Here is a 17,810-nt window from a genome sequence, read left to right on the forward strand (position 1 = left end):
CACAAACTCTCTGGAGCCGCCACCATGCGCTACAACCAGCTTGGAAATACGGGGATGTTCGTCTCCGAACTGTGCCTCGGCACCATGACCTTCGGCGCCGCCGGTCAGAATGCCCAATGGGGCCTGATCGCCAGCCTCGACCAGAAGGGTGTCAACGAGATCGTTGCCCATTCGCTCGCCGCCGGCGTGAATTTCTTCGATACGGCCGACGTCTACTCCTTTGGCGAATCCGAACGGCTGCTCGGCCAGTCGCTCAGGGATCTCGGTGTGAACAGGCAGAACGTGGTCATCGCCACCAAGGCGCATGGCGCCATGGGCGAAGGCTCCAACCAGCGCGGCTCGTCACGCGGCCACATCATGGACTCGGTCGATGCCAGCTTAGAGCGGCTGCAGCTCGACCATATCGATCTTTACCAGCTGCACGGCACCGACACCGTGACGCCGATCGACGAAACGCTGCGGGCGCTCGACGATCTCGTTGCCAGCGGCAAGGTTCGCTATGTCGGCGTCTCCAACTGGGCGGCATGGCGCATCGCCAAGGCGCTCGGCATCGCCGAGCGCAAGGGCTTTGCCCGTTTCGAGACCGTCCAGTCCTATTATTCGATCGCCGGCCGCGACCTCGAGCGCGAGATCGTGCCGCTGCTCAACGAAGAGAAGCTCGGCCTGATGGTGTGGTCGCCGATGGCCGGTGGCCTGCTCTCCGGCAAGTACGGCCCCGGCGCGCCCGGCAATGGCGAAGGCCGCCGCGCGTCCTTCAACTTCCCGCCGGTCAACGAAGACCGCGCCTGGGCCGCGGTGGCCGTCATGCGCGAAATCGCCAAAAAGCATGATGTCAGCGTCGCCACGGTGGCGCTCGGCTATGTCCTGGCCAAGCCCTTCGTGATGAGCGTCATCATCGGCGCCAGCCGCATGGAGCAGCTGGAGCAGAACCTTGCCGCGACTGAAGTGAAGCTCGACACCGACGATCTGCTTCGTCTCGACGAGGTCAGCGCCCTGCCGTCCGAATATCCCGGCTGGATGCTGGAGCGCCAGGCAGTGGGCCGCCGCCCGGCGCCGTTCACGCCGAAAGCATAAATACAGCCCACGCTGACATCCCGGGAGCCGTGGCTCCGGAGATGTCAGCTCAGCCGGACGCTCTCTCCGAGAAAATCGAGAAAGGCACGCACCCGCGCCGGCAGATGCCGGCCCTGGCCGACATAGACGGCGTGGGTCGGCTCCTCGTCGCCCGGATTGAATGCCTCCAGCAGCGACACCAGCCGGCCGGCCGCCATGTCTTCCGCCACATGCCAGCGCGCCAGCCGGGCGATGCCTGCGCCCGCCAGCGCCATCAGCCGCATCGCCTCACCATCGCTGACCAGCGTGTTGCCGGTGATGGGAACCATGATGGCGCGGCCGTCCGCGTCGAGGAACGGCCAGCCATCGAGATGCCTGACGAAGCCGAAGCCCATGCGGTTATTCCTGTCGAGATCGGCTGGCGTCAGCGGCGTGCCCTGCGTTTCGAGGTAGGAAGGTGCTGCAACGACCACCACAGGGCTTTGCCCCAGCTTGCGCGCCACCAGCCGTGACTCACTCAGCGGCCCGGCACGGATAGCGACATCGGCGCGTTCCGCCATCAGGTCGATGACGCTGTCGGTCAGCACCAGATCGACCGAAATCTCGGGGTAGCGTTCGAGGAAGCGTGGCAGAAGCGGGATCAGCCGGTGTACCCCGAAGGGCACGTAGCTGTTGACGCGCAACCGTCCGCGCGGTGAAGCACCCGCCGCCGCCTCCTGCTCGGCCGCCGCCATGTCGGCGAGGATGCGCAGGCCGCTCTCGTAGAACGCGGTACCTTCCGGCGTCAGTTGCAGCTTTCGCGTCGAGCGGCTGACCAGCCGCGCGCCAAGCCGGGCCTCCAGCCGCGCGATCAGCTTGCTCACCGCCGACGGTGTCATGCGCAACGCGCGTGCCGCGGAGGAAAAACTGCCTTCCTCGACGACGCGCACGAACACTTCGATCTCGCCGGAGCGATTGATATCGGGCCTGGCCATTTGTGAATCTATTTCACAGAAAATGTGCCCAAGGCAAGTCTGGTTCACAATGCAGGGAAGCACGATCTCAGGGGTCGGGGCGCGGGACGGCGCTCTTCGCCATCGAAGTGGAAACCGCCATGCCTCTTGCTCTTTACGCGCTTGCCGCCGGTGCCTTCGGCATCGGCGTCACCGAATTCGTCATCATGGGTCTGCTGCTCGATGTCAGCAAGGATCTCGGCGTTTCGATCACGGCCGCCGGCCAGCTCATTTCGGGCTATGCGCTCGGCGTCGTCATCGGCGCGCCCCTGCTGACCATCGCCACCGGCAACTGGCCACGCAAGACCGTGCTTCTGGCACTGATGGCGATCTTCACGCTTGGCAATCTCGCCTGTGCGCTGGCCCCCGATTACTGGACGCTGATGGGCGCCCGCATTATCACCGCCTTCGCCCACGGCACATTCTTTGGCGTCGGCTCTGTCGTCGCCACCGGGCTGGTCGCACCCAACAGACAAGCCTCGGCGATCGCGCTGATGTTCACCGGTCTGACCATCGCCAACATCCTCGGCGTGCCCTTCGGCACCTGGCTCGGCCAGGCCTTCGGCTGGCGAGCGACCTTCTGGGCGGTGACATTGGTCGGCGTGGCGGCCTTCGCCGTCATCCTGGCTCTGGTGCCACGCAGCCGGACGGCGCCCGAAAAGAGCGATCTGCGCGCCGATCTCGCCGTGCTGCGCCGCACGCCCGTCCTGCTCGGCCTCGCCACCACGGTGCTCGGCTATGCCGGCGTCTTCGCCGTCTTCACCTATATCGCACCACTGCTGACCGAGATCAGCGGCTTCAAGGAAGCGGCCGTGTCGCCGATCCTGCTCGTCTTCGGCGGCGGTCTCATCGCCGGCAATTTGCTTGGCGGCAAGGTCGCCGACCGCTGGCTGGTGCCGGCCGTGCTGGGCAGTCTCGTGGTGCTGGCCCTGGTGCTCGCCACCATGAGCTTCGCCATCCACAGCCAGGTCATGGCCGTCATCTATGTCGGCCTGCTCGGTGCCGCCGCCTTCGCCACAGTGGCGCCGCTGCAGATGTGGGTGCTGGACAAGGCGCAAGGTGCCGGCCAGAGCCTCGCCTCGTCCTTCAACATCGCCGCCTTCAATCTCGGCAATGCGGCAGGCGCCTGGCTTGGTGGTGCGGTGATTGCCCATGGCCTTGGCCTGGGCTCCCTTACCTGGGTCGCCGCCCTGCTGCCGCTCGCGGCACTCGGTGTGGCGGGGCTGGCGCTGCGTCTCGATCGCACCGCCACGCTCGGCGAGCCTGCCTCCATCCGGTCGTGACCGTCCTCTGCAAACCCGCTTCCCACACCCTTCATTCCACAGGAGTAAAAAGATGGACTACCGACGTCTCGGTGCATCGGGCCTGAAAGTGCCCGCACTCTCATTCGGCGCGGGAACCTTTGGCGGCTCCGGCCCGCTGTTCGGCGCCTGGGGCAACAGCGACGCCAGGGAGGCGCGGCGGCTGATCGACATTTGCCTGGAGGCCGGCGTCAATTTGTTCGACACCGCCGACGTCTATTCGAACGGCGCCTCGGAAGAGGTGCTTGGCGAAGCCATAAAAGGCCGCCGCGATGCCGTCCTGATATCGACCAAGACCGCGCTGCCGATGGGCGACGGACCGGCTGACTATGGCTCTTCCCGGTCGCGGTTGATCAAGTCGGTGGACGCCGCGCTGAAGCGCCTCGGCACTGACTATATCGACCTGTTGCAACTGCACGCTTTCGATGCCGGGACGCCGATCGAGGAGGTCTTGTCGACGCTGGACGAACTCGTGCGCGCCGGCAAACTGCGCTATGTCGGCGTCTCCAATTTCTCCGGCTGGCAAGTGATGAAGTCGCTGGCGCAAGCCGACAAGCACGGTTATCCGCGCTATGTCGCGCACCAGGTCTACTACTCGCTGGTCGGCCGCGACTACGAATGGGAGCTGATGCCGCTCGGCCTCGACCAGGGCGTTGGCGCGCTCGTGTGGAGCCCGCTTGGCTGGGGCCGCCTGACCGGCAAGATCCGCCGTGGCCAGCCCTTGCCGGAAAAGAGCCGGCTGCACGACACGGCAAGCTTCGGACCGCCGGTCGAGGACGAGCATCTCTATCGGGTGATGGATGCGCTCGATGCGGTGGCGCAGGAAACCGGCAAGACCGTGCCGCAGATCGCCATCAACTGGCTCCTGCAGCGCCCGACCGTGTCGTCGGTCATCATTGGCGCCCGCAACGAGGAACAGCTTCGCCAGAACCTCGGCGCCGTCGGCTGGACCTTGACGCCGGAGCAGATCGGGAAACTCGACGCCGCAAGCGAAGTCACCGCGCCCTACCCGTACTTCCCGTATCGGCGGCAGGAAGGCTTTGCCCGGCTGAACCCGCCGGCTGTTTGATTAAGTCACAGTCTTACGTTCCGGGGCCGCCATAGAGACATTTGGGGGTAGCCGAAGCCCCTCAACTTCGTCATCCACGGGCGGAGCAGCCGCGAAGCGGCGTCGCGAAGACCCGAGGATCCATGCCGCGACCTTGGCCGTAAAGTGCAGCGGAGCAGAATTCTGCACCGTTGTGACGCTTCGGAGTCCCGGCATGGATCCTCGGGTCTGCGCCGCGTCGCTTCGCTCCTTGCTTCGCCCGTGGATGACGACGCGATAGGCGTTTGCGCCAACCACTAATGGTCGACAAAATGCCTGCCTACTGCTCTCAGTGCAGCACGAACTCCCCATCCACCTTGCGCCACTCATTCGGCGCGATCAGCTTCTGGTGGGTGTAGCTGATCGAATGCAGCGGCCCGTCCAGCTTGGCCTTCCAGAATTCGATGAACTTGATCAGCACCGGAAACTTCGGCGCCAGATCGTAGTCCTGCCAGATGAAGCTCTGCAGCAGATGCGGGTGATCGGGAAAGTGATAGAGAATCTTGGCCGTGGTCAAGCCATAGCCTTTGAGCATCAGGTCCATTTCGGCATGGTCGCGCATTACGGTCCCCAGGTTGATTCGCCTGTCCTCCCATGGCTGATTGTGCGCGCCGCTGATTAATCGTCTATTGATTTTTTCTTCATCTGAACCGGCTTTAGCATGCGAAAACATGCAGTTAGCAGCGCACTTGGCCGAGTGCTGACAGCCTCGGGGAAGCCCCCTGCGGCATCCCGCCGCGCGAATCCAACGTCTAATGTTGCCGTAACGGCGGAACTGGTAATAATGCCGCCGAATTCGCGGCCCTGTCGCCGCGATCCCGCCGGCATTTCAAGCCGGCGATTGGTTCGGGAGGAAAGTCAGGAATGTCCGAGGTTCATGTCCATCGCGTCCAGCCGGCGTGGAAGAAAAACGCGCTGATCGACAATGACACCTACCTGAAATGGTATGCCGACAGCGTCAAGAACCCGGACAAATTCTGGGGCAAGCACGGCAAGCGCATCGACTGGTTCAAGCCCTTCAGCAAGGTCAAGAACACCTCCTTCGACGGCAAGGTCTCGATCAAATGGTTCGAGGACGGACTGACCAACGTTTCCTACAACTGCATCGACCGGCACCTGAAGAAGCGCGGCAACCAGACCGCCATTATCTGGGAAGGCGACAATCCCTACGATGACAAGAAGGTCACCTATAACGAGCTCTACGAGCATGTCTGCCGGCTCGCCAATGTGATGAAGAAACACGGCGTCAAGAAAGGTGATCGCGTTACCATCTACATGCCGATGATCCCGGAAGCCGCCTATGCGATGCTGGCCTGCACGCGTATCGGCGCCGTCCATTCGATCGTCTTCGGCGGTTTCTCGCCGGATGCGCTGGCCGGCCGCATCGACGACTGCAAGTCGACCTTCGTCATCACGGCTGATGAAGGCCTGCGCGGCGGCAAGCCCATCCCTTTGAAGGAAAACACCGACAAGGCGATCGAGATCGCCGCGAAAGCCGGAACGAAAGTCGAAAAGGTGGTGGTCGTGCGCCGCACCGGCGGCAAGACCGGCTGGGTTTCAGGCCGCGACGTCTGGTACCACGACGAGGTCGCGACGGTGAAAGCCGAATGCAAGCCCGAGAAGATGAAGGCCGAGGACCCGCTGTTCATCCTCTACACATCGGGTTCGACCGGCAAGCCGAAGGGCGTGCTGCACACCACCGCCGGCTATCTCGTCTACGTCTCGATGACCCACCAATATGTCTTCGATTACCATGACGGCGACATCTACTGGTGCACCGCCGATGTCGGCTGGGTCACCGGCCACAGCTACATCGTCTACGGCCCGCTCGCCAACGGCGCCACCACGCTGATGTTCGAAGGCGTGCCGAATTATCCGTCGCAGTCGCGCTTCTGGGAAGTCATCGACAAGCACAAGGTCAACATCTTCTACACCGCGCCGACGGCGCTGCGCGCGCTGATGGGCGCCGGCGACGCGCATGTCGCCAAGACATCGCGCAAGTCGCTGCGCGTACTGGGTTCGGTCGGCGAACCGATCAATCCGGAAGCCTGGGAGTGGTATTTCAACATCGTCGGCAACGGCAAGGTGCCGATCGTCGACACCTGGTGGCAGACCGAGACCGGCGGCATCCTGATCACGCCGCTGCCCGGCGCCACCGACCTCAAGGCGGGATCGGCGACGCGGCCTTTCTTCGGCGTCAAGCCGCAGCTGGTCGACGGCGAGGGCAAGGTGCTGGAAGGTGCGGCCGACGGCAATCTGTGCATCACCGATTCCTGGCCGGGCCAGATGCGCACCGTCTATGGCGACCACGACCGCTTCGTGCAGACCTATTTTTCGACCTACAAGGGCAAGTATTTCACCGGTGACGGCTGCCGCCGTGACGCCGACGGCTATTACTGGATCACCGGCCGCGTCGACGACGTCATCAACGTCTCCGGCCATCGCATGGGCACGGCCGAGGTCGAATCCGCACTGGTCAGCCACGACAAGGTTTCGGAAGCCGCCGTCGTCGGCTATCCGCACGACATCAAGGGACAGGGCATCTACTGCTACGTCACGCTGATGGCCGGCGAGCAGCCGAGCGAGGAGCTGCGCAAGGAGCTGGTCGCCCATGTCCGCAAGGAGATCGGCGCCATCGCTTCGCCCGACAAGCTCCAGTTCGCGCCCGGCCTGCCGAAGACGCGTTCCGGCAAGATCATGCGCCGCATCCTGCGCAAGATTGCCGAGGACGATTTTTCAGCGCTCGGCGATACTTCGACGCTCGCCGATCCGGCCGTCGTCGATGATTTGGTCGCCAACCGGCAAAACAAGAAGAGCTGATGCAGGCAGCGCTTGGCACTGTCAGTGAGCTTTGGCGCTATCCGGCGAGTTCGCTTGCCGGCGAGCGCCGGGAGACAATCTCGGTCGACATCGAGAGCATTAAGGGCGACCGCATGTTCGGCCTTGTCGACGCGTCCGACAATGAGATCGCGCGACCGGACCGCGACCCGAAATGGCACAAGGTGCCGCGCATCCGAACCCGGCTGTCGCCGACCCTGGAACTCGAGATTGCCGTTCCCGAGGGCAACTGGCTGGCTGCGCCAAGTATCGAGAGCGACCGCGCGGTATCGGCCTATCTCGGCTTCGAGGCCTCGATCCGGCCGTTTCGTCGCGAGAATGCCGCGCCTGACTATTCCGGCCCGCTGACGGCGGAGCGTTATCGCAAGGCGCCGATCCATCTGTTGACCACGGCTTCGCTGGCGCGCCTGAAGGCATTGCATCCGGAAGGCACCCCCGATCCGCGCCGTTTTCGTCCCAACATCGTCGTCGACATGGCGGCACTCGAAGGGTCGTTTCCGGAGACGGAATGGATCGGCCGCAAGCTTGCCATCGGCGACCTGTTGCTGACCATCTCCGAACCCTGCCGCCGCTGCGGTTTCACCATCATCGCCCAGGATGGCTTCGACCATGATCCGGCGATCCTGCGCAATCTGGTTCGCCATAACGCCCACAATCTCGGCGTCTATTGCACGGTCGACCGGCCGGCGCGCGTCGAAACCGGCGACGCGATGCGCTTCCTGTAAGCTATCGATACAGATCCGCCCGCGTCGGCGGCAGGCCGCTTGGACCACGCGCGCGCTTGGTCACGACGGTCTGGAAAATCTGCGCCGAGGCGCGTTCGAAGGTGATCGAACAGCCCGTCAGGTAAAGCAACCATAGCCGTGCCTTGGCTTCGCCCACCTCGGCGATTGCCTCGTCGAACCTTTCGTGCAGCCGCTCCGCCCACAGTCTGCAGGTGCGGGCATAGTGCTCGCGCAGGTTCTCGACATCGTAGACGAGAAAACCATGCGCCTCGAGATTGCCTGTTGTCATTCCGATCGTGTCGAGTTCGCCGCCGGGGAAGATGTATTTGAGCAGCGCCTTGTACTCCGGCCCCTTGCGCAGGGTCTTCTTCATGTCGCCCTTGCTGCGCCGGGTGATGGCGTGGTGCAGATAGATGCCGCCCGGCTTCAGCAGGCGATGAATGGTCTTGAAATAGGTGGCGTGGTTGGCGAGCCCAAGATGTTCGAACATGCCGATCGACGAGATCTTGTCGAACGAGCCGGTGAGTTCGGCATAGGATTTGATCTCGATGGTGATGCGGTCCTCCAGCCCTTCGGCGCGGATGCGTTCGCGGGCAAGATCGGTCTGCGCCTGCGACAGCGAGACACCGTGGCCGATAACACCATAGTTCTTCGCGGCATGGATGAGCATCGCTCCCCAGCCACAGCCGATGTCGAGCAGTCGTTCGCCAGGCTTCAGCCGGAGCTTGCGACAGATATGGTCGAGCTTGTCGATCTGCGCCTGGTCGATGCTGTTGGCGAAATCCTTGAAGTAGCCGCAGCTGTAGACCATGCGCTCGTCGAGGAAGAGCCGGTAGAAGGCGTTCGAAATGTCGTAGTGATGCTGGATCGCCTCCTGGCTCGAACCGCTGACATAGGGATTGCGCCCCGACAGATCGGTCCGCGCCGTCATCTGCTTGCGCGCCAAAAGCACGGAAGGCAGGTCGCCCAGGATCGCCATTTTCGGCAGCGATTTGAGCTTGGTTCTGAGCTTGCCTTGCGACGGCAGGGCATAAAAGTCGAAAATCGTCCCGTCTTCGATGTTGATCGTCTTGGAAATCCACATCTCGATCAGCGTCGACAGGGACGGCCGCTTCACGATCTGCCAGACGATGTCCTGGTCGTTGATGGTGAGCACCGGACCCGTGGCGGGGCCGATCCGCTCCCCGGTCCATAGCCTGACGGCAAACCCCGGTTTCAATGTTTCGATCACCGTTCGAACGATGCGAGCGGCCTTTTCGGCTGCCTCCATGCGACTCCTCCGAATGCTGGCCCCAGGCAGAAGTTTGCCCGGCCGGCCTGGCAATCGCAAGCGGCTCGCACCAAGCCCCCCGTTGGCTAATTTCAGACCTGCACCTTGTCTTTTGCTGCAATGCACCCCATCATCAGTATGTGTTCAACAAATCGAAAGGAGGTGATCCGATGTCGAGTGATTTCGTTTTCCAGAACGTGGCCTCAGCGGATTGCACTTTCGGGAAGCAGTCTTCCCGTTAAGGCGCGAAATGCGCGGCGGGTGACCCGATAGGTCGCCGCCAAGGCCGCGCCACGGACGGAAACACGGAAGGCCGCCGGCTTCGAAAGAAGCGGCGGCCTTTTCCGTTTGCGGACTACTGGGTCAATGCGACCTTTTCGGTGTTGCGAATGATCTCCTGAAAGGCGTCGTCCAATTCGGCTCCGGTGGACACGTCGAAGAAATGCCTCTTGGCGGCGGAGGTATCCTTCGACGAACAGTCCTTCAGCACCGCCTTTGCCTGATCCCGCTCGGTTGCCGACATGTCCTTGTCGTCCAGATCGAAGCCAATGGTGAAAATCTCGATGCCATCATTTTTCATATTTTCGCACAGCGTTTCGGCGTTGCCGCGCGCAAGGTTGCCCTGGCTATTGTACCTGTCCCCAGCCCCGGCGAAGGCGGTATTGAACTGGCCATCGGTCATCAGGATCGCGACCTTGGCGATCTTCTTCGGATCGGCATCCGAGGCGCCTTTGCCGAGACCGGCGTTCCTGATTGCAGTGCGCCATTGCGGCGACAGCATATAATAGGTCCACTGAATGGCGATCGCGCCGGCCGTGTAGCCATCGGCCTGGAAGTCCTCGATCGATTCAAGCAATGCATCGGAGTCGGCGGTCAGCGGGATCACCTCCGCACCAGGGCACCTGTTCATACCTCCGCCGAGATGATCGTCCCGGTTGACCAGGGCATAGTATTTCTTGCCGTTCCTGTCGGTGCGAACAGTGCCTGGGCCGTCGGCGCTCATATCTGCGTTGCCGTTCTTGTCCTTGCGCTCGGTGGCGCAATTGTCGGGGCGTGGCATCGCCGCGCCGACAATGGAGATGTAGTCGCTGAAGGACGGCAGCAGATTTTTGCCTGTCTTGGCGACGAGAAGCGGACTGCCGGCGACGGGTGGGAGCTCAGAGCTGCCTTGCTTCTCGGCATAGATGTTTTCCGCCAGCTTGCCGGCGTTGACGCCAGATGCATAAGGCACAATCGCTACGCGGATGCGGGGGTTCTGCGGATCCTGCTTCTGCAGCATCGTCAGAACAGCATTTTTTGCAGCAGCTTTCAGATCGCCGATCTTGTCGACCTTGCCGCGCTTGGCCATCGATCCCGTTATGTCCAGCATCATCGCCACTTCGACGGTCTTGTCCGAATAGAGCGCCGTTGTGGAAGCGGTGACGCGTTTCATGTCGCCCGTGCCGAAAATCGGAAAGTACAGCGCGACATCGATATGGGCGTCGGCCTGAACCGTCTTGGCAGTCCTGTCGACGATCAACCTGTCGAGCACGATCTGGTCGGCCTGCAGAATGCCTGCTTGGCTGTTGGCGTCGAGAAAGGCCTGCACCGATGTGTCGGCATCGGCTTCGTTGGTGGCGCCGGTCGTCAGGTCGCGTGCCGTCGACGTGACCGCGGCGTCGACCACGCTCTGGAGGCTCGATCTGGCATTGTAGAGCTGCGATACGTTGACCGAGAAGCCCGCTGCCAGCGCCAAGACCGAGGCGCTAAGGCCGAACAGGACCGCGAAATTTCCACCGCGATCCCTGGCGAAGCCGCCGACCGCGTGAACAAGACCCCCGTAATTCCGCATCCTACAGCCTCCACTCGCCTCGGCCTCGTCGCCGCGGAAAGGGCAATGCAGGATTCCCGCCGGATGATGCCTTGGCCTGGCAGAGAGCTCGCCTCCCAACAGCAAGTCATTGTTTTTGTTGAATTTTGGAACCCGCAAAGGTGAACGGTTGGTAAACGGGAACGCACCGTGGCGCTCGCGTTTACCGGCCGCTTACCATGATCTGGCCCAAGGCATCGCGACGCCATCGACGGCGTCCTGTTGCGGCACAAGCTCACTGTGCCGAAGCGGACCATGTGTCCCGAAAGTTGCGCCTAGAAAGAACCTCCCTGCCACCCTGTCGCATCGGTAGGCGTCGCGATTACGCCAGCATCTGTGCGCTGACGGTCCTGTCGATGCCGTGGTAGGGCGGGTTGAACAGATTGCCTTCCTGTTCATAGGTCCACACCTTGAACAGGCTGAGCCGGTGGGGGCCGAAACTGTGCAGCAGCGGCACGTCGGTGGCGTCGCGGCCGCGGGCGATGACGATACGGCCGATTCTGGGCGTGTTGTGGCGAGGATCGAACGTGTACCATTTGCCATCGAGGAACACTTCCAGCCACGCCGAGAAGTCCATCGGCGCCGGATCGGCTGGCACGCCGATATCGCCGAGATAGCCGTTCACATAGCGTGCCGGAATATTCATGCAGCGGCAAAGCGTGATCGCCAGATGGGCGAAGTCGCGGCAAACCCCGACGCGCTCCTCATGCGCCTGAGCCGCGGTGCGGGTCGAGCGCGCATAGCCATAGCCGAACGACAGCCGGTTGTGGACATAGTCGACGATCGCCTGCACGCGCGCCCAGCCGGACGGGATGTCACCGAAGAGCTGCCAGGCCAGGCTGCTCAGATGATCCGTCTCGCAATAGCGGCTGCCCAGGAGATACCCGAGAACTTCGTCCGGCAGGTCCGCCACCGGCACTTCCCTGGCCAGCGTGTTTACCTCGTCCGTCTCGCCGCTGTCCTCGACGACCGCGTCGTACAGGATGCGAAAACCACCGGCGGGCGCTGTGAAGCGCCGGCAGGCATTGCCATGCAGATCGTGGTACAGCCTTGTCGGCACCGCGGGCGAGGTCAGCACCCGCGTCTGCCGCTTGATGTCGCCCTGCCTGTCCCGATGGATCTCGAGCACTGAAATCACCGGCGTGGCGGCTACGCATTCGATGGCGATTTCGTAGCCGAGCCGGATCAGCACCGTTGGTCCCCCTTCGATCGTTGTTGTGAGAAGCAGTCCTTCCCAAACGCCCGGAGGATATCGTGGTTCCCTGGGCCGATCGAAAAGCACGCCCCCGTGTCTTCCCCTGCCGCAGTCGAGACGTTAGGTTCGGCCACCCGACCAAGCGCCTCCCCGGACTCAAGGAAAATCATGTATTCAGGCAGAAAATTCGCGGCCTTCCTCTTCGACATGGACGGCACGCTCATCAATTCCATCGCCTCGGCGGAACGGGTGTGGAGCAATTGGGCTCTCCGCCAGGGGCTCGACGTCGCCGCCTTCCTGCCGACGATCCATGGCGTGCGCGCGATCGAGACCATCACCGGCCTGGCACTGCCGGGCGTCGACCCGGCATACGAGGCTGATCTGCTGCTGAAGGCCGAGGCGGCCGATCTCGATGGCATTATCCAGATATCAGGCGCCGTGGCATTTCTCGATTCGCTGCCGCCCGAACGCTGGGCAATCGTCACCTCCGCCCCACGTGAGCTGGCGCTGTTGCGCATGAAGGCCGCCGGCATCCCCGTCCCGGCCATCATCGTCGCGGCGGAAGATGTCTCCCGCGGCAAGCCGGCGCCCGATTGCTTCCGGCTTGGCGCGGAACGGCTCGGCTTCGACGCGCGCGATTGCCTCGTCTTCGAGGATGCTCCAGCTGGCATCGCGGCAGCCGAAGCGGCGGGCGCGGCGGTCATGGTCATCAGCGCCACGCACAAGCACCCCTTGCCAACGCAACATGCCGCGATCGCAGGCTACGACATGGTCGGCATCACCGTCGACGAGCGTGGCTGGATCGCGCTCGAGCCGCAGCGCAACGCCGCCTAGGCGGCATCTAGAAATCGCTGGTGAGGCCCTTTACCTCCCAGTCGCCGTAGCGCCCTGGCTCCTTGCCGCCGCGGCCACCGATCTCCTTCGGCAGCGCGGCCTCCTTTTCGCGGTAGTCTTCCCGCCGCGCTGCGGCCTCGGCCAACGCACGGCGTGCGGCCGGCGTTAGCTCTCTCTGCGATGCCGTTTCGGCAGAAGCGGCGCCTGTTTTACTGATTTCGTCGGTCATGCGATAATCTCGGCAGATTGAGCCCAGTCAATTGAAACAGGAACTGGCGTTTCCCATCATATAGCCATGAACGCACGACGATCGACCCCTTTTCGGTGCCATTTCGACAGGAGCAGACGATGAACACCATCCGCACCGCCATGCTTCTTGCCGCGATGACGGCGCTGTTCATGGGCGTCGGCTTTTTGATCGGCGGCACCGGCGGCATGATGATCGCCTTCCTGTTCGCGGCCGGCACCAATCTGTTCAGCTACTGGAATGCCGACAAGATGGTGCTGTCGATGAACCGTGCCGTCGAGGTCGACGAAAGGAACGCGCCCGAATATTACGCCATCGTCCAGGCAATGGCCAAACAGGCCGGCCTGCCGATGCCGAAGACCTATCTGATCGACAACCCGCAGCCGAACGCCTTTGCCACCGGCCGCAACCCGCAGAACGCGGCGGTTGCTGCCTCCACCGGCCTGTTACAAGCGCTGACGCCTGAAGAGGTCGCAGCCGTCATGGCGCACGAGCTCGCCCATGTGCAGCACCGCGACACGCTCACCATGACGATCGTCGCCACCTTTGCCGGTGCCATCTCGATGCTCGGCAATTTCGCCTTCTTTTTCAGTGGCAATCGCGACAACAATCCGTTCGGCTTTGTCGGCGTGCTGGCGGCGATGATCGTAGCGCCCTTTGCCGCGATGGTCGTGCAGATGGCGGTCAGCCGCACCCGCGAATACGAGGCCGACCGGCGTGGCGCTGAAATCTGTGGACACCCGCTCTGGCTGGCATCGGCGCTTGACAAGATCGCCCGCGGCGCCGAACGCATCCGCAACCCCGATGCCGAGCGCAATCCCGCGACCGCGCATCTCTTCATCATCAATCCCCTTCACGGCGAGCGCATGGACAGCCTGTTCTCCACCCACCCCGCCACTGAGAACCGCATCGCAGCCTTGCAGGCGATGGCGCAGCAGATGCAAGGCGAAACCCAGGCCGCCCCGCGCCAGGCATCGACGCCACGGCAGGCAGATCAACCGCGGCCATCCGGCCCATGGGGCGAGGCAGCGCAGCCCGAGCAGCCGGCGGAGCCCGCCAAGCCCAAATCCAACCCATGGGGTCGCAATCCGACCGGGCCCAAGGGCCGGTGGTCGTGAGCGTGGCGGACAGAGGACCACGACGCACAGTTTCAAGTGATCAGGAACACAGGGACGGCGGCGACTTCGTTGCCGGTCTCGCCGCACGCAAGGCGGCGGCGCGCCTGCTTGCCGCCGTCATCGACGCCAGGACGCCGCTTGATGGGCTGACCGATCACGAAAACGGCCACCCGCAATACAAGGCGCTCGACATGCGCGATCGCGGCCTTGTCCGCGCCATCCTGGTCACCGCGCTGCGCTATCGCATGACCATATCAGGGCTGCTGGCGCGGCGCCTGGAAAAGCCGCTGCCGCCCAACGCCACCGCTTTGTCGCACATATTGCATGTCGCCGCAGCCCAGATCCTGTTCCTCGATATTCCCGACAGCGCCGCCGTCGACATTGCGGTGACCCATGCCAAGTCCGATCCGCGCACGGTGCGCTTCTCCGGCCTCGTCAATGGCGTTCTGCGCACACTGGCACGTGCCAAGGAAACGGAATTGCCTGCCGCCCTTGCCGCCACCGACGAAGCGCCAAAGTGGTTTTCCGATCGGCTGAAGACCACCTACGGCAACGAGAAGGCCAGACAGATCCTCGAAGCGCATCGCGTTGAGGCGCCGGTCGACTTCTCGGTCAAGGCCGATCCCGGTCTCTGGGCCGAAAAACTCGGCGGCATCGTCCTGCCGACCGGCACGGTGCGGGTCGAGAATCTTGTCGGTCCTGTCACTGAATTGCCTGGCTTTGCCGAGGGCGCCTGGTGGGTCCAGGACGCCGCGGCCAGCCTGCCGGCCCGGCTGTTCGGCGATGTCGCGGGATTGCGGGTTGCCGATCTCTGCGCCGCGCCCGGCGGCAAGACGGCGCAGCTGATCGTTGCCGGCGCGAAGGTCACCGCCGTCGACACCTCGAAAAACCGGCTCGTGCGGCTGACGCAGAATCTCGAGCGTCTCGGCCTGTCCGCCGAAATCGTTCAGGCCGACCTGCTCAAGTATGAGCCAGAAGAACTGTTCGACGCTGTTCTCCTCGACGCACCCTGCTCGTCGACCGGCACGGTGCGGCGGCACCCCGACGTGCCATGGACCAAGACTTCGGCTGATGTCGAAAAACTGGCCGACCTGCAACGCAGGCTGCTCGCCCGCGCCGTCACGCTGGTGAAGCCCGGCGGCAGGATCGTCTTTTCCAACTGTTCGCTCGATCCGCTCGAAGGCGAGGATCTCTATCACGCCTTTCTGGCCGGCACGCCTGAAGTCGCCAACGATCCGCTGCGGCAAGGCGAGATCGCCGGCATCGATTCGTTCCTGACGCCGCAAGGCACGCTGCGCACCACGCCCGCCGACCTGGAGCTCGGCGTGCCGGAGCGCTCGGGCCTCGACGGCTTCTTCGCCGCTCGCATGCGGCGAGCCGGCTAGCGATTGAATTGCCCGGATTTACTGACTTTTTGGGGTAGGATCGGGGGCAAAGCCAGGTGAACCGGCGTGGGGTCGTGGAATTCGCCTTCGCACGAATCGTGCAATCATGTAGACTCGGCGCCGGGGTAGAGGACGATCAGGAGGGGTTTTGGCACTTGCTGCCAGCAGCACGACGCGTCTGTGGACGCTTGTCGCGAAGGAGTTCTGGCGCAAAACGCGCCGGCGCCTGCGCGCCGGGCCTGTCTATCGCTGGCGCTATTCCGGCCGCACGCCGGAACGTGTGCTGATCGCGCCGCCGGACCTGCGCCTCGCCGACCCGCAGATCGCACTCGAGATCTATTACGGCCGCTATCCCCTGTCGGGGCATCTCGTCGAGACCGGCGGCAAGTCGCCTTTCCAGATCAGCGTGCCCAATCACGGCTGGCAGAAGACGCTGCACGGCTTTCGCTGGCTGCGCCATATGCGCGCCGCCGGCACCGAGCTTGCCGCCGCCAATGCCCGCGCCCTGGTCTCCGATTGGATCACCATGCATGGCAGCCATATTTCCGGCATCGCCTGGGAGCCCGGCACGACGGCCAAGCGCATCATCGCCTGGTTGCAGCACTCCTCGGTCGTATTGCAGGGCGCCGAGTTCCCTTTCTACCGCGCCTTCCTGAAATCGGTAGCCATCCAGATCCGCTACCTCAGGTCGATGGCGCGCGAAATGCCCGACGGCAAGGACAGGCTGCGGGCCCGCATCGCGCTCGCCTTCGCTGCCTTGTCCCTGCCGGCGCCGGCCTCGGCCCTGCGTGGCGCGACCCGCAATCTTGCCGAGGAACTCGACCGCCAGATCCTCGCCGATGGCGGGCATATTTCGCGCAATCCGATGGTTGTCCTGGAAATCCTCGCCGACCTTCTGCCGCTGCGCCAGACCTATGCCAACCAGGCGGAAACGCCGCCGCAGGCGCTGATCGGCGCCATCGACCGCATGCTGCCGGCGCTGCGCTTCTTTCGCCATCAGGATGGCAGCCTCGCCCGCTTCAACGGCATGGGCGCCACCATCCACGACCGCATCGCCACCATTCTGCGCCACGACGACACCGCCGGCGCGCCGCTGCTGCATGCGCCGCATTCCGGCTATGAGCGCCTGTCGATGGGCGGCACCACGGTCATCGCCGACACCGGCCCGCCGCCGCCGGTCGATGTGTCCAACGCCGCACACGCCAGCTGCCTTGCCTTCGAACTGTCGTCCGGCCGCCAGCACTACATCGTCAATGCCGGCATCGACACCTATGGCGCGGCTGAATTCCGGCCGCTGGCGCGCGCCACCGCCGCGCACTCGACCGCCACCATCAACGACACCTCGTCGGCGCGCTTCAGCCATTCGCTGCGTGTCAACGACCTGCTCGGTTCCCCGCTGATCGGCGGCCCGCAGCACGTGCAGTGCAAGCGCACCGACCAGAAGGGTGTTCAGGGCTTCATCGCCCGCCATGACGGCTATGTCCCGCGCTTCGGCTTCCTGCATGAGCGCGAGCTGAAACTGTCGGCGAACGGCAATGTGCTGGCTGGTCGCGACCGCTTCCAGCGGCCCGGCAATGCAGCGATCCGCAACAATGGCCGCGACTTCGTCACCGTCCGCTTCCATGTCCACCCCGACATCAACCTTTTGCAGGACGAGCATGACCGCCTGGTGCTGGCCGCCGATCAGGCCGATACCTGGGTGTTCACAGCAGCCGAAGTGGTGCCGGAAGTCGAGGAATCAATCTATTTCGCCGGCCTTGGCGGCCCACGCCGCAGCCGCCAGATCGTGCTTGCCTTCAAAGCCTCGGAAATCGCCGAAGTCCACTGGCAGCTGACGCGCACCAGCATCGCCGGTCATCCGGAAAACAACTGATCCTCCTGGCAGGGCTTCGAACGCAGGTTAACAAAAGGCCTGA

General features: G+C 63.6%; 15 protein-coding genes. 9 read left to right on the forward strand and 6 right to left on the reverse strand.

Annotated elements, in window-relative coordinates; all coding sequences use genetic code 11:
- The first annotated feature begins 24 nt into the window (after positions 1-24).
- Positions 25-1,074, forward strand: coding sequence for an aldo/keto reductase (locus tag NP503_RS15940; RefSeq protein WP_127268247.1), 1,050 nt, complete (start codon positions 25-27; stop codon positions 1,072-1,074).
- A gap of 44 nt (positions 1,075-1,118) precedes the next feature.
- Here the strand turns inward: NP503_RS15940 and NP503_RS15945 are convergent, their stop codons facing one another.
- Positions 1,119-2,027, reverse strand: a complete 909-nt coding sequence (locus NP503_RS15945; RefSeq protein WP_127268246.1) for a LysR substrate-binding domain-containing protein — start codon at positions 2,025-2,027, stop codon at positions 1,119-1,121.
- Positions 2,028-2,146: 119 nt separating this feature from the next.
- Between NP503_RS15945 and NP503_RS15950 the strand changes: the two genes are divergently transcribed.
- Together NP503_RS15950 and NP503_RS15955 are read left to right on the forward strand one after the other, a co-directional pair.
- Positions 2,147-3,328, forward strand: coding sequence for an MFS transporter (locus NP503_RS15950; RefSeq protein WP_127268245.1), 1,182 nt, complete (start codon positions 2,147-2,149; stop codon positions 3,326-3,328).
- 52 nt (positions 3,329-3,380) lie between these two features.
- Positions 3,381-4,415 carry an aldo/keto reductase gene (locus NP503_RS15955; RefSeq protein WP_127268244.1) on the forward strand — a complete coding sequence of 345 codons (1,035 nt, stop codon included), beginning with the start codon at positions 3,381-3,383 and terminating at the stop codon, positions 4,413-4,415.
- A 307-nt stretch (positions 4,416-4,722) separates the two neighbouring features.
- Here NP503_RS15955 and NP503_RS15960 read toward each other — a convergent pair whose 3' ends face one another.
- Positions 4,723-4,995, reverse strand: a complete 273-nt coding sequence (locus NP503_RS15960) for an usg protein (RefSeq protein ID WP_013529022.1) — start codon at positions 4,993-4,995, stop codon at positions 4,723-4,725.
- Between the two features lie 302 nt (positions 4,996-5,297).
- On the opposite strand from NP503_RS15960, the gene acs reads away from it, so the two are divergent.
- On the forward strand, positions 5,298-7,253 hold the full coding sequence (gene acs, locus NP503_RS15965; protein WP_127268243.1) for an acetate--CoA ligase: 1,956 nt from the start codon (positions 5,298-5,300) through the stop codon (positions 7,251-7,253).
- The gene (locus NP503_RS15970; protein WP_127272273.1) at positions 7,253-7,996 is read left to right on the forward strand and encodes an MOSC domain-containing protein; all 744 of its coding nucleotides are present in this window, start codon (positions 7,253-7,255) and stop codon (positions 7,994-7,996) included. The genes acs and NP503_RS15970 overlap by 1 nt, the downstream gene beginning before the upstream one ends.
- A gap of 1 nt (position 7,997) precedes the next feature.
- Here the strand turns inward: NP503_RS15970 and NP503_RS15975 are convergent, their stop codons facing one another.
- The 3 genes from NP503_RS15975 to NP503_RS15985 all read right to left on the reverse strand — a co-directional run bounded on the left by NP503_RS15975 (position 7,998) and on the right by NP503_RS15985 (position 12,307).
- The gene (locus tag NP503_RS15975) at positions 7,998-9,266 is read right to left on the reverse strand and encodes a cyclopropane-fatty-acyl-phospholipid synthase family protein (RefSeq protein WP_127269218.1); all 1,269 of its coding nucleotides are present in this window, start codon (positions 9,264-9,266) and stop codon (positions 7,998-8,000) included.
- A gap of 355 nt (positions 9,267-9,621) precedes the next feature.
- Positions 9,622-11,097: a TadE/TadG family type IV pilus assembly protein gene (locus NP503_RS15980; RefSeq protein WP_127269219.1), complete on the reverse strand. Its 1,476-nt coding sequence runs from the start codon at positions 11,095-11,097 to the stop codon at positions 9,622-9,624.
- A gap of 340 nt (positions 11,098-11,437) precedes the next feature.
- Entirely contained in the window at positions 11,438-12,307 is an 870-nt protein-coding gene (locus NP503_RS15985; protein ID WP_127269220.1) for a transglutaminase family protein, read from the reverse strand.
- A 171-nt stretch (positions 12,308-12,478) separates the two neighbouring features.
- On the opposite strand from NP503_RS15985, the gene NP503_RS15990 reads away from it, so the two are divergent.
- Entirely contained in the window at positions 12,479-13,144 is a 666-nt protein-coding gene (locus tag NP503_RS15990) for an HAD-IA family hydrolase (protein WP_127301864.1), read from the forward strand.
- 7 nt (positions 13,145-13,151) lie between these two features.
- Here NP503_RS15990 and NP503_RS15995 read toward each other — a convergent pair whose 3' ends face one another.
- Positions 13,152-13,373 (reverse strand): DUF1674 domain-containing protein, encoded by a 222-nt coding sequence (locus NP503_RS15995; protein WP_127271030.1) that lies wholly within the window; start codon positions 13,371-13,373, stop codon positions 13,152-13,154.
- Positions 13,374-13,492: 119 nt separating this feature from the next.
- Here NP503_RS15995 and htpX point away from each other — a divergent pair, with 119 nt between their 5' ends.
- From htpX to NP503_RS16010, 3 genes are all read left to right on the forward strand, one after another.
- Positions 13,493-14,509 (forward strand): zinc metalloprotease HtpX, encoded by a 1,017-nt coding sequence (gene htpX / locus NP503_RS16000; RefSeq protein ID WP_127271031.1) that lies wholly within the window; start codon positions 13,493-13,495, stop codon positions 14,507-14,509.
- Positions 14,467-15,894: an RsmB/NOP family class I SAM-dependent RNA methyltransferase gene (locus tag NP503_RS16005; protein ID WP_127272502.1), complete on the forward strand. Its 1,428-nt coding sequence runs from the start codon at positions 14,467-14,469 to the stop codon at positions 15,892-15,894. Before htpX ends, NP503_RS16005 begins: the two co-directional genes overlap by 43 nt.
- Positions 15,895-16,042: 148 nt before the next feature.
- Complete coding sequence (locus NP503_RS16010; protein WP_127271388.1) at positions 16,043-17,767, forward strand: heparinase II/III family protein; 1,725 nt, start codon at positions 16,043-16,045, stop codon at positions 17,765-17,767.
- Positions 17,768-17,810: the final 43 nt, after the last annotated feature.

Source organism: Mesorhizobium sp. SEMIA396 (assembly GCF_024518615.1).
Classification (GTDB): domain Bacteria; phylum Pseudomonadota; class Alphaproteobacteria; order Rhizobiales; family Rhizobiaceae; genus Mesorhizobium.

Coding starts and splice junctions, on each gene's coding strand:
- NP503_RS15960 (WP_013529022.1), bottom strand. CDS start 4,995: ATGCGCGACCATGCCGAAATGGACCTGATGCTCAAAGGCTATGGCTTG.
- NP503_RS15945 (WP_127268246.1), bottom strand. CDS start 2,027: ATGGCCAGGCCCGATATCAATCGCTCCGGCGAGATCGAAGTGTTCGTG.
- NP503_RS15975 (WP_127269218.1), bottom strand. CDS start 9,266: ATGGAGGCAGCCGAAAAGGCCGCTCGCATCGTTCGAACGGTGATCGAA.
- acs (WP_127268243.1), top strand. CDS start 5,298: ATGTCCGAGGTTCATGTCCATCGCGTCCAGCCGGCGTGGAAGAAAAAC.
- NP503_RS16005 (WP_127272502.1), top strand. CDS start 14,467: ATGGGGTCGCAATCCGACCGGGCCCAAGGGCCGGTGGTCGTGAGCGTG.
- NP503_RS15995 (WP_127271030.1), bottom strand. CDS start 13,373: ATGACCGACGAAATCAGTAAAACAGGCGCCGCTTCTGCCGAAACGGCA.
- NP503_RS15970 (WP_127272273.1), top strand. CDS start 7,253: ATGCAGGCAGCGCTTGGCACTGTCAGTGAGCTTTGGCGCTATCCGGCG.
- NP503_RS15940 (WP_127268247.1), top strand. CDS start 25: ATGCGCTACAACCAGCTTGGAAATACGGGGATGTTCGTCTCCGAACTG.
- NP503_RS15955 (WP_127268244.1), top strand. CDS start 3,381: ATGGACTACCGACGTCTCGGTGCATCGGGCCTGAAAGTGCCCGCACTC.
- NP503_RS15980 (WP_127269219.1), bottom strand. CDS start 11,097: ATGCGGAATTACGGGGGTCTTGTTCACGCGGTCGGCGGCTTCGCCAGG.
- NP503_RS15950 (WP_127268245.1), top strand. CDS start 2,147: ATGCCTCTTGCTCTTTACGCGCTTGCCGCCGGTGCCTTCGGCATCGGC.
- NP503_RS15990 (WP_127301864.1), top strand. CDS start 12,479: ATGTATTCAGGCAGAAAATTCGCGGCCTTCCTCTTCGACATGGACGGC.
- htpX (WP_127271031.1), top strand. CDS start 13,493: ATGAACACCATCCGCACCGCCATGCTTCTTGCCGCGATGACGGCGCTG.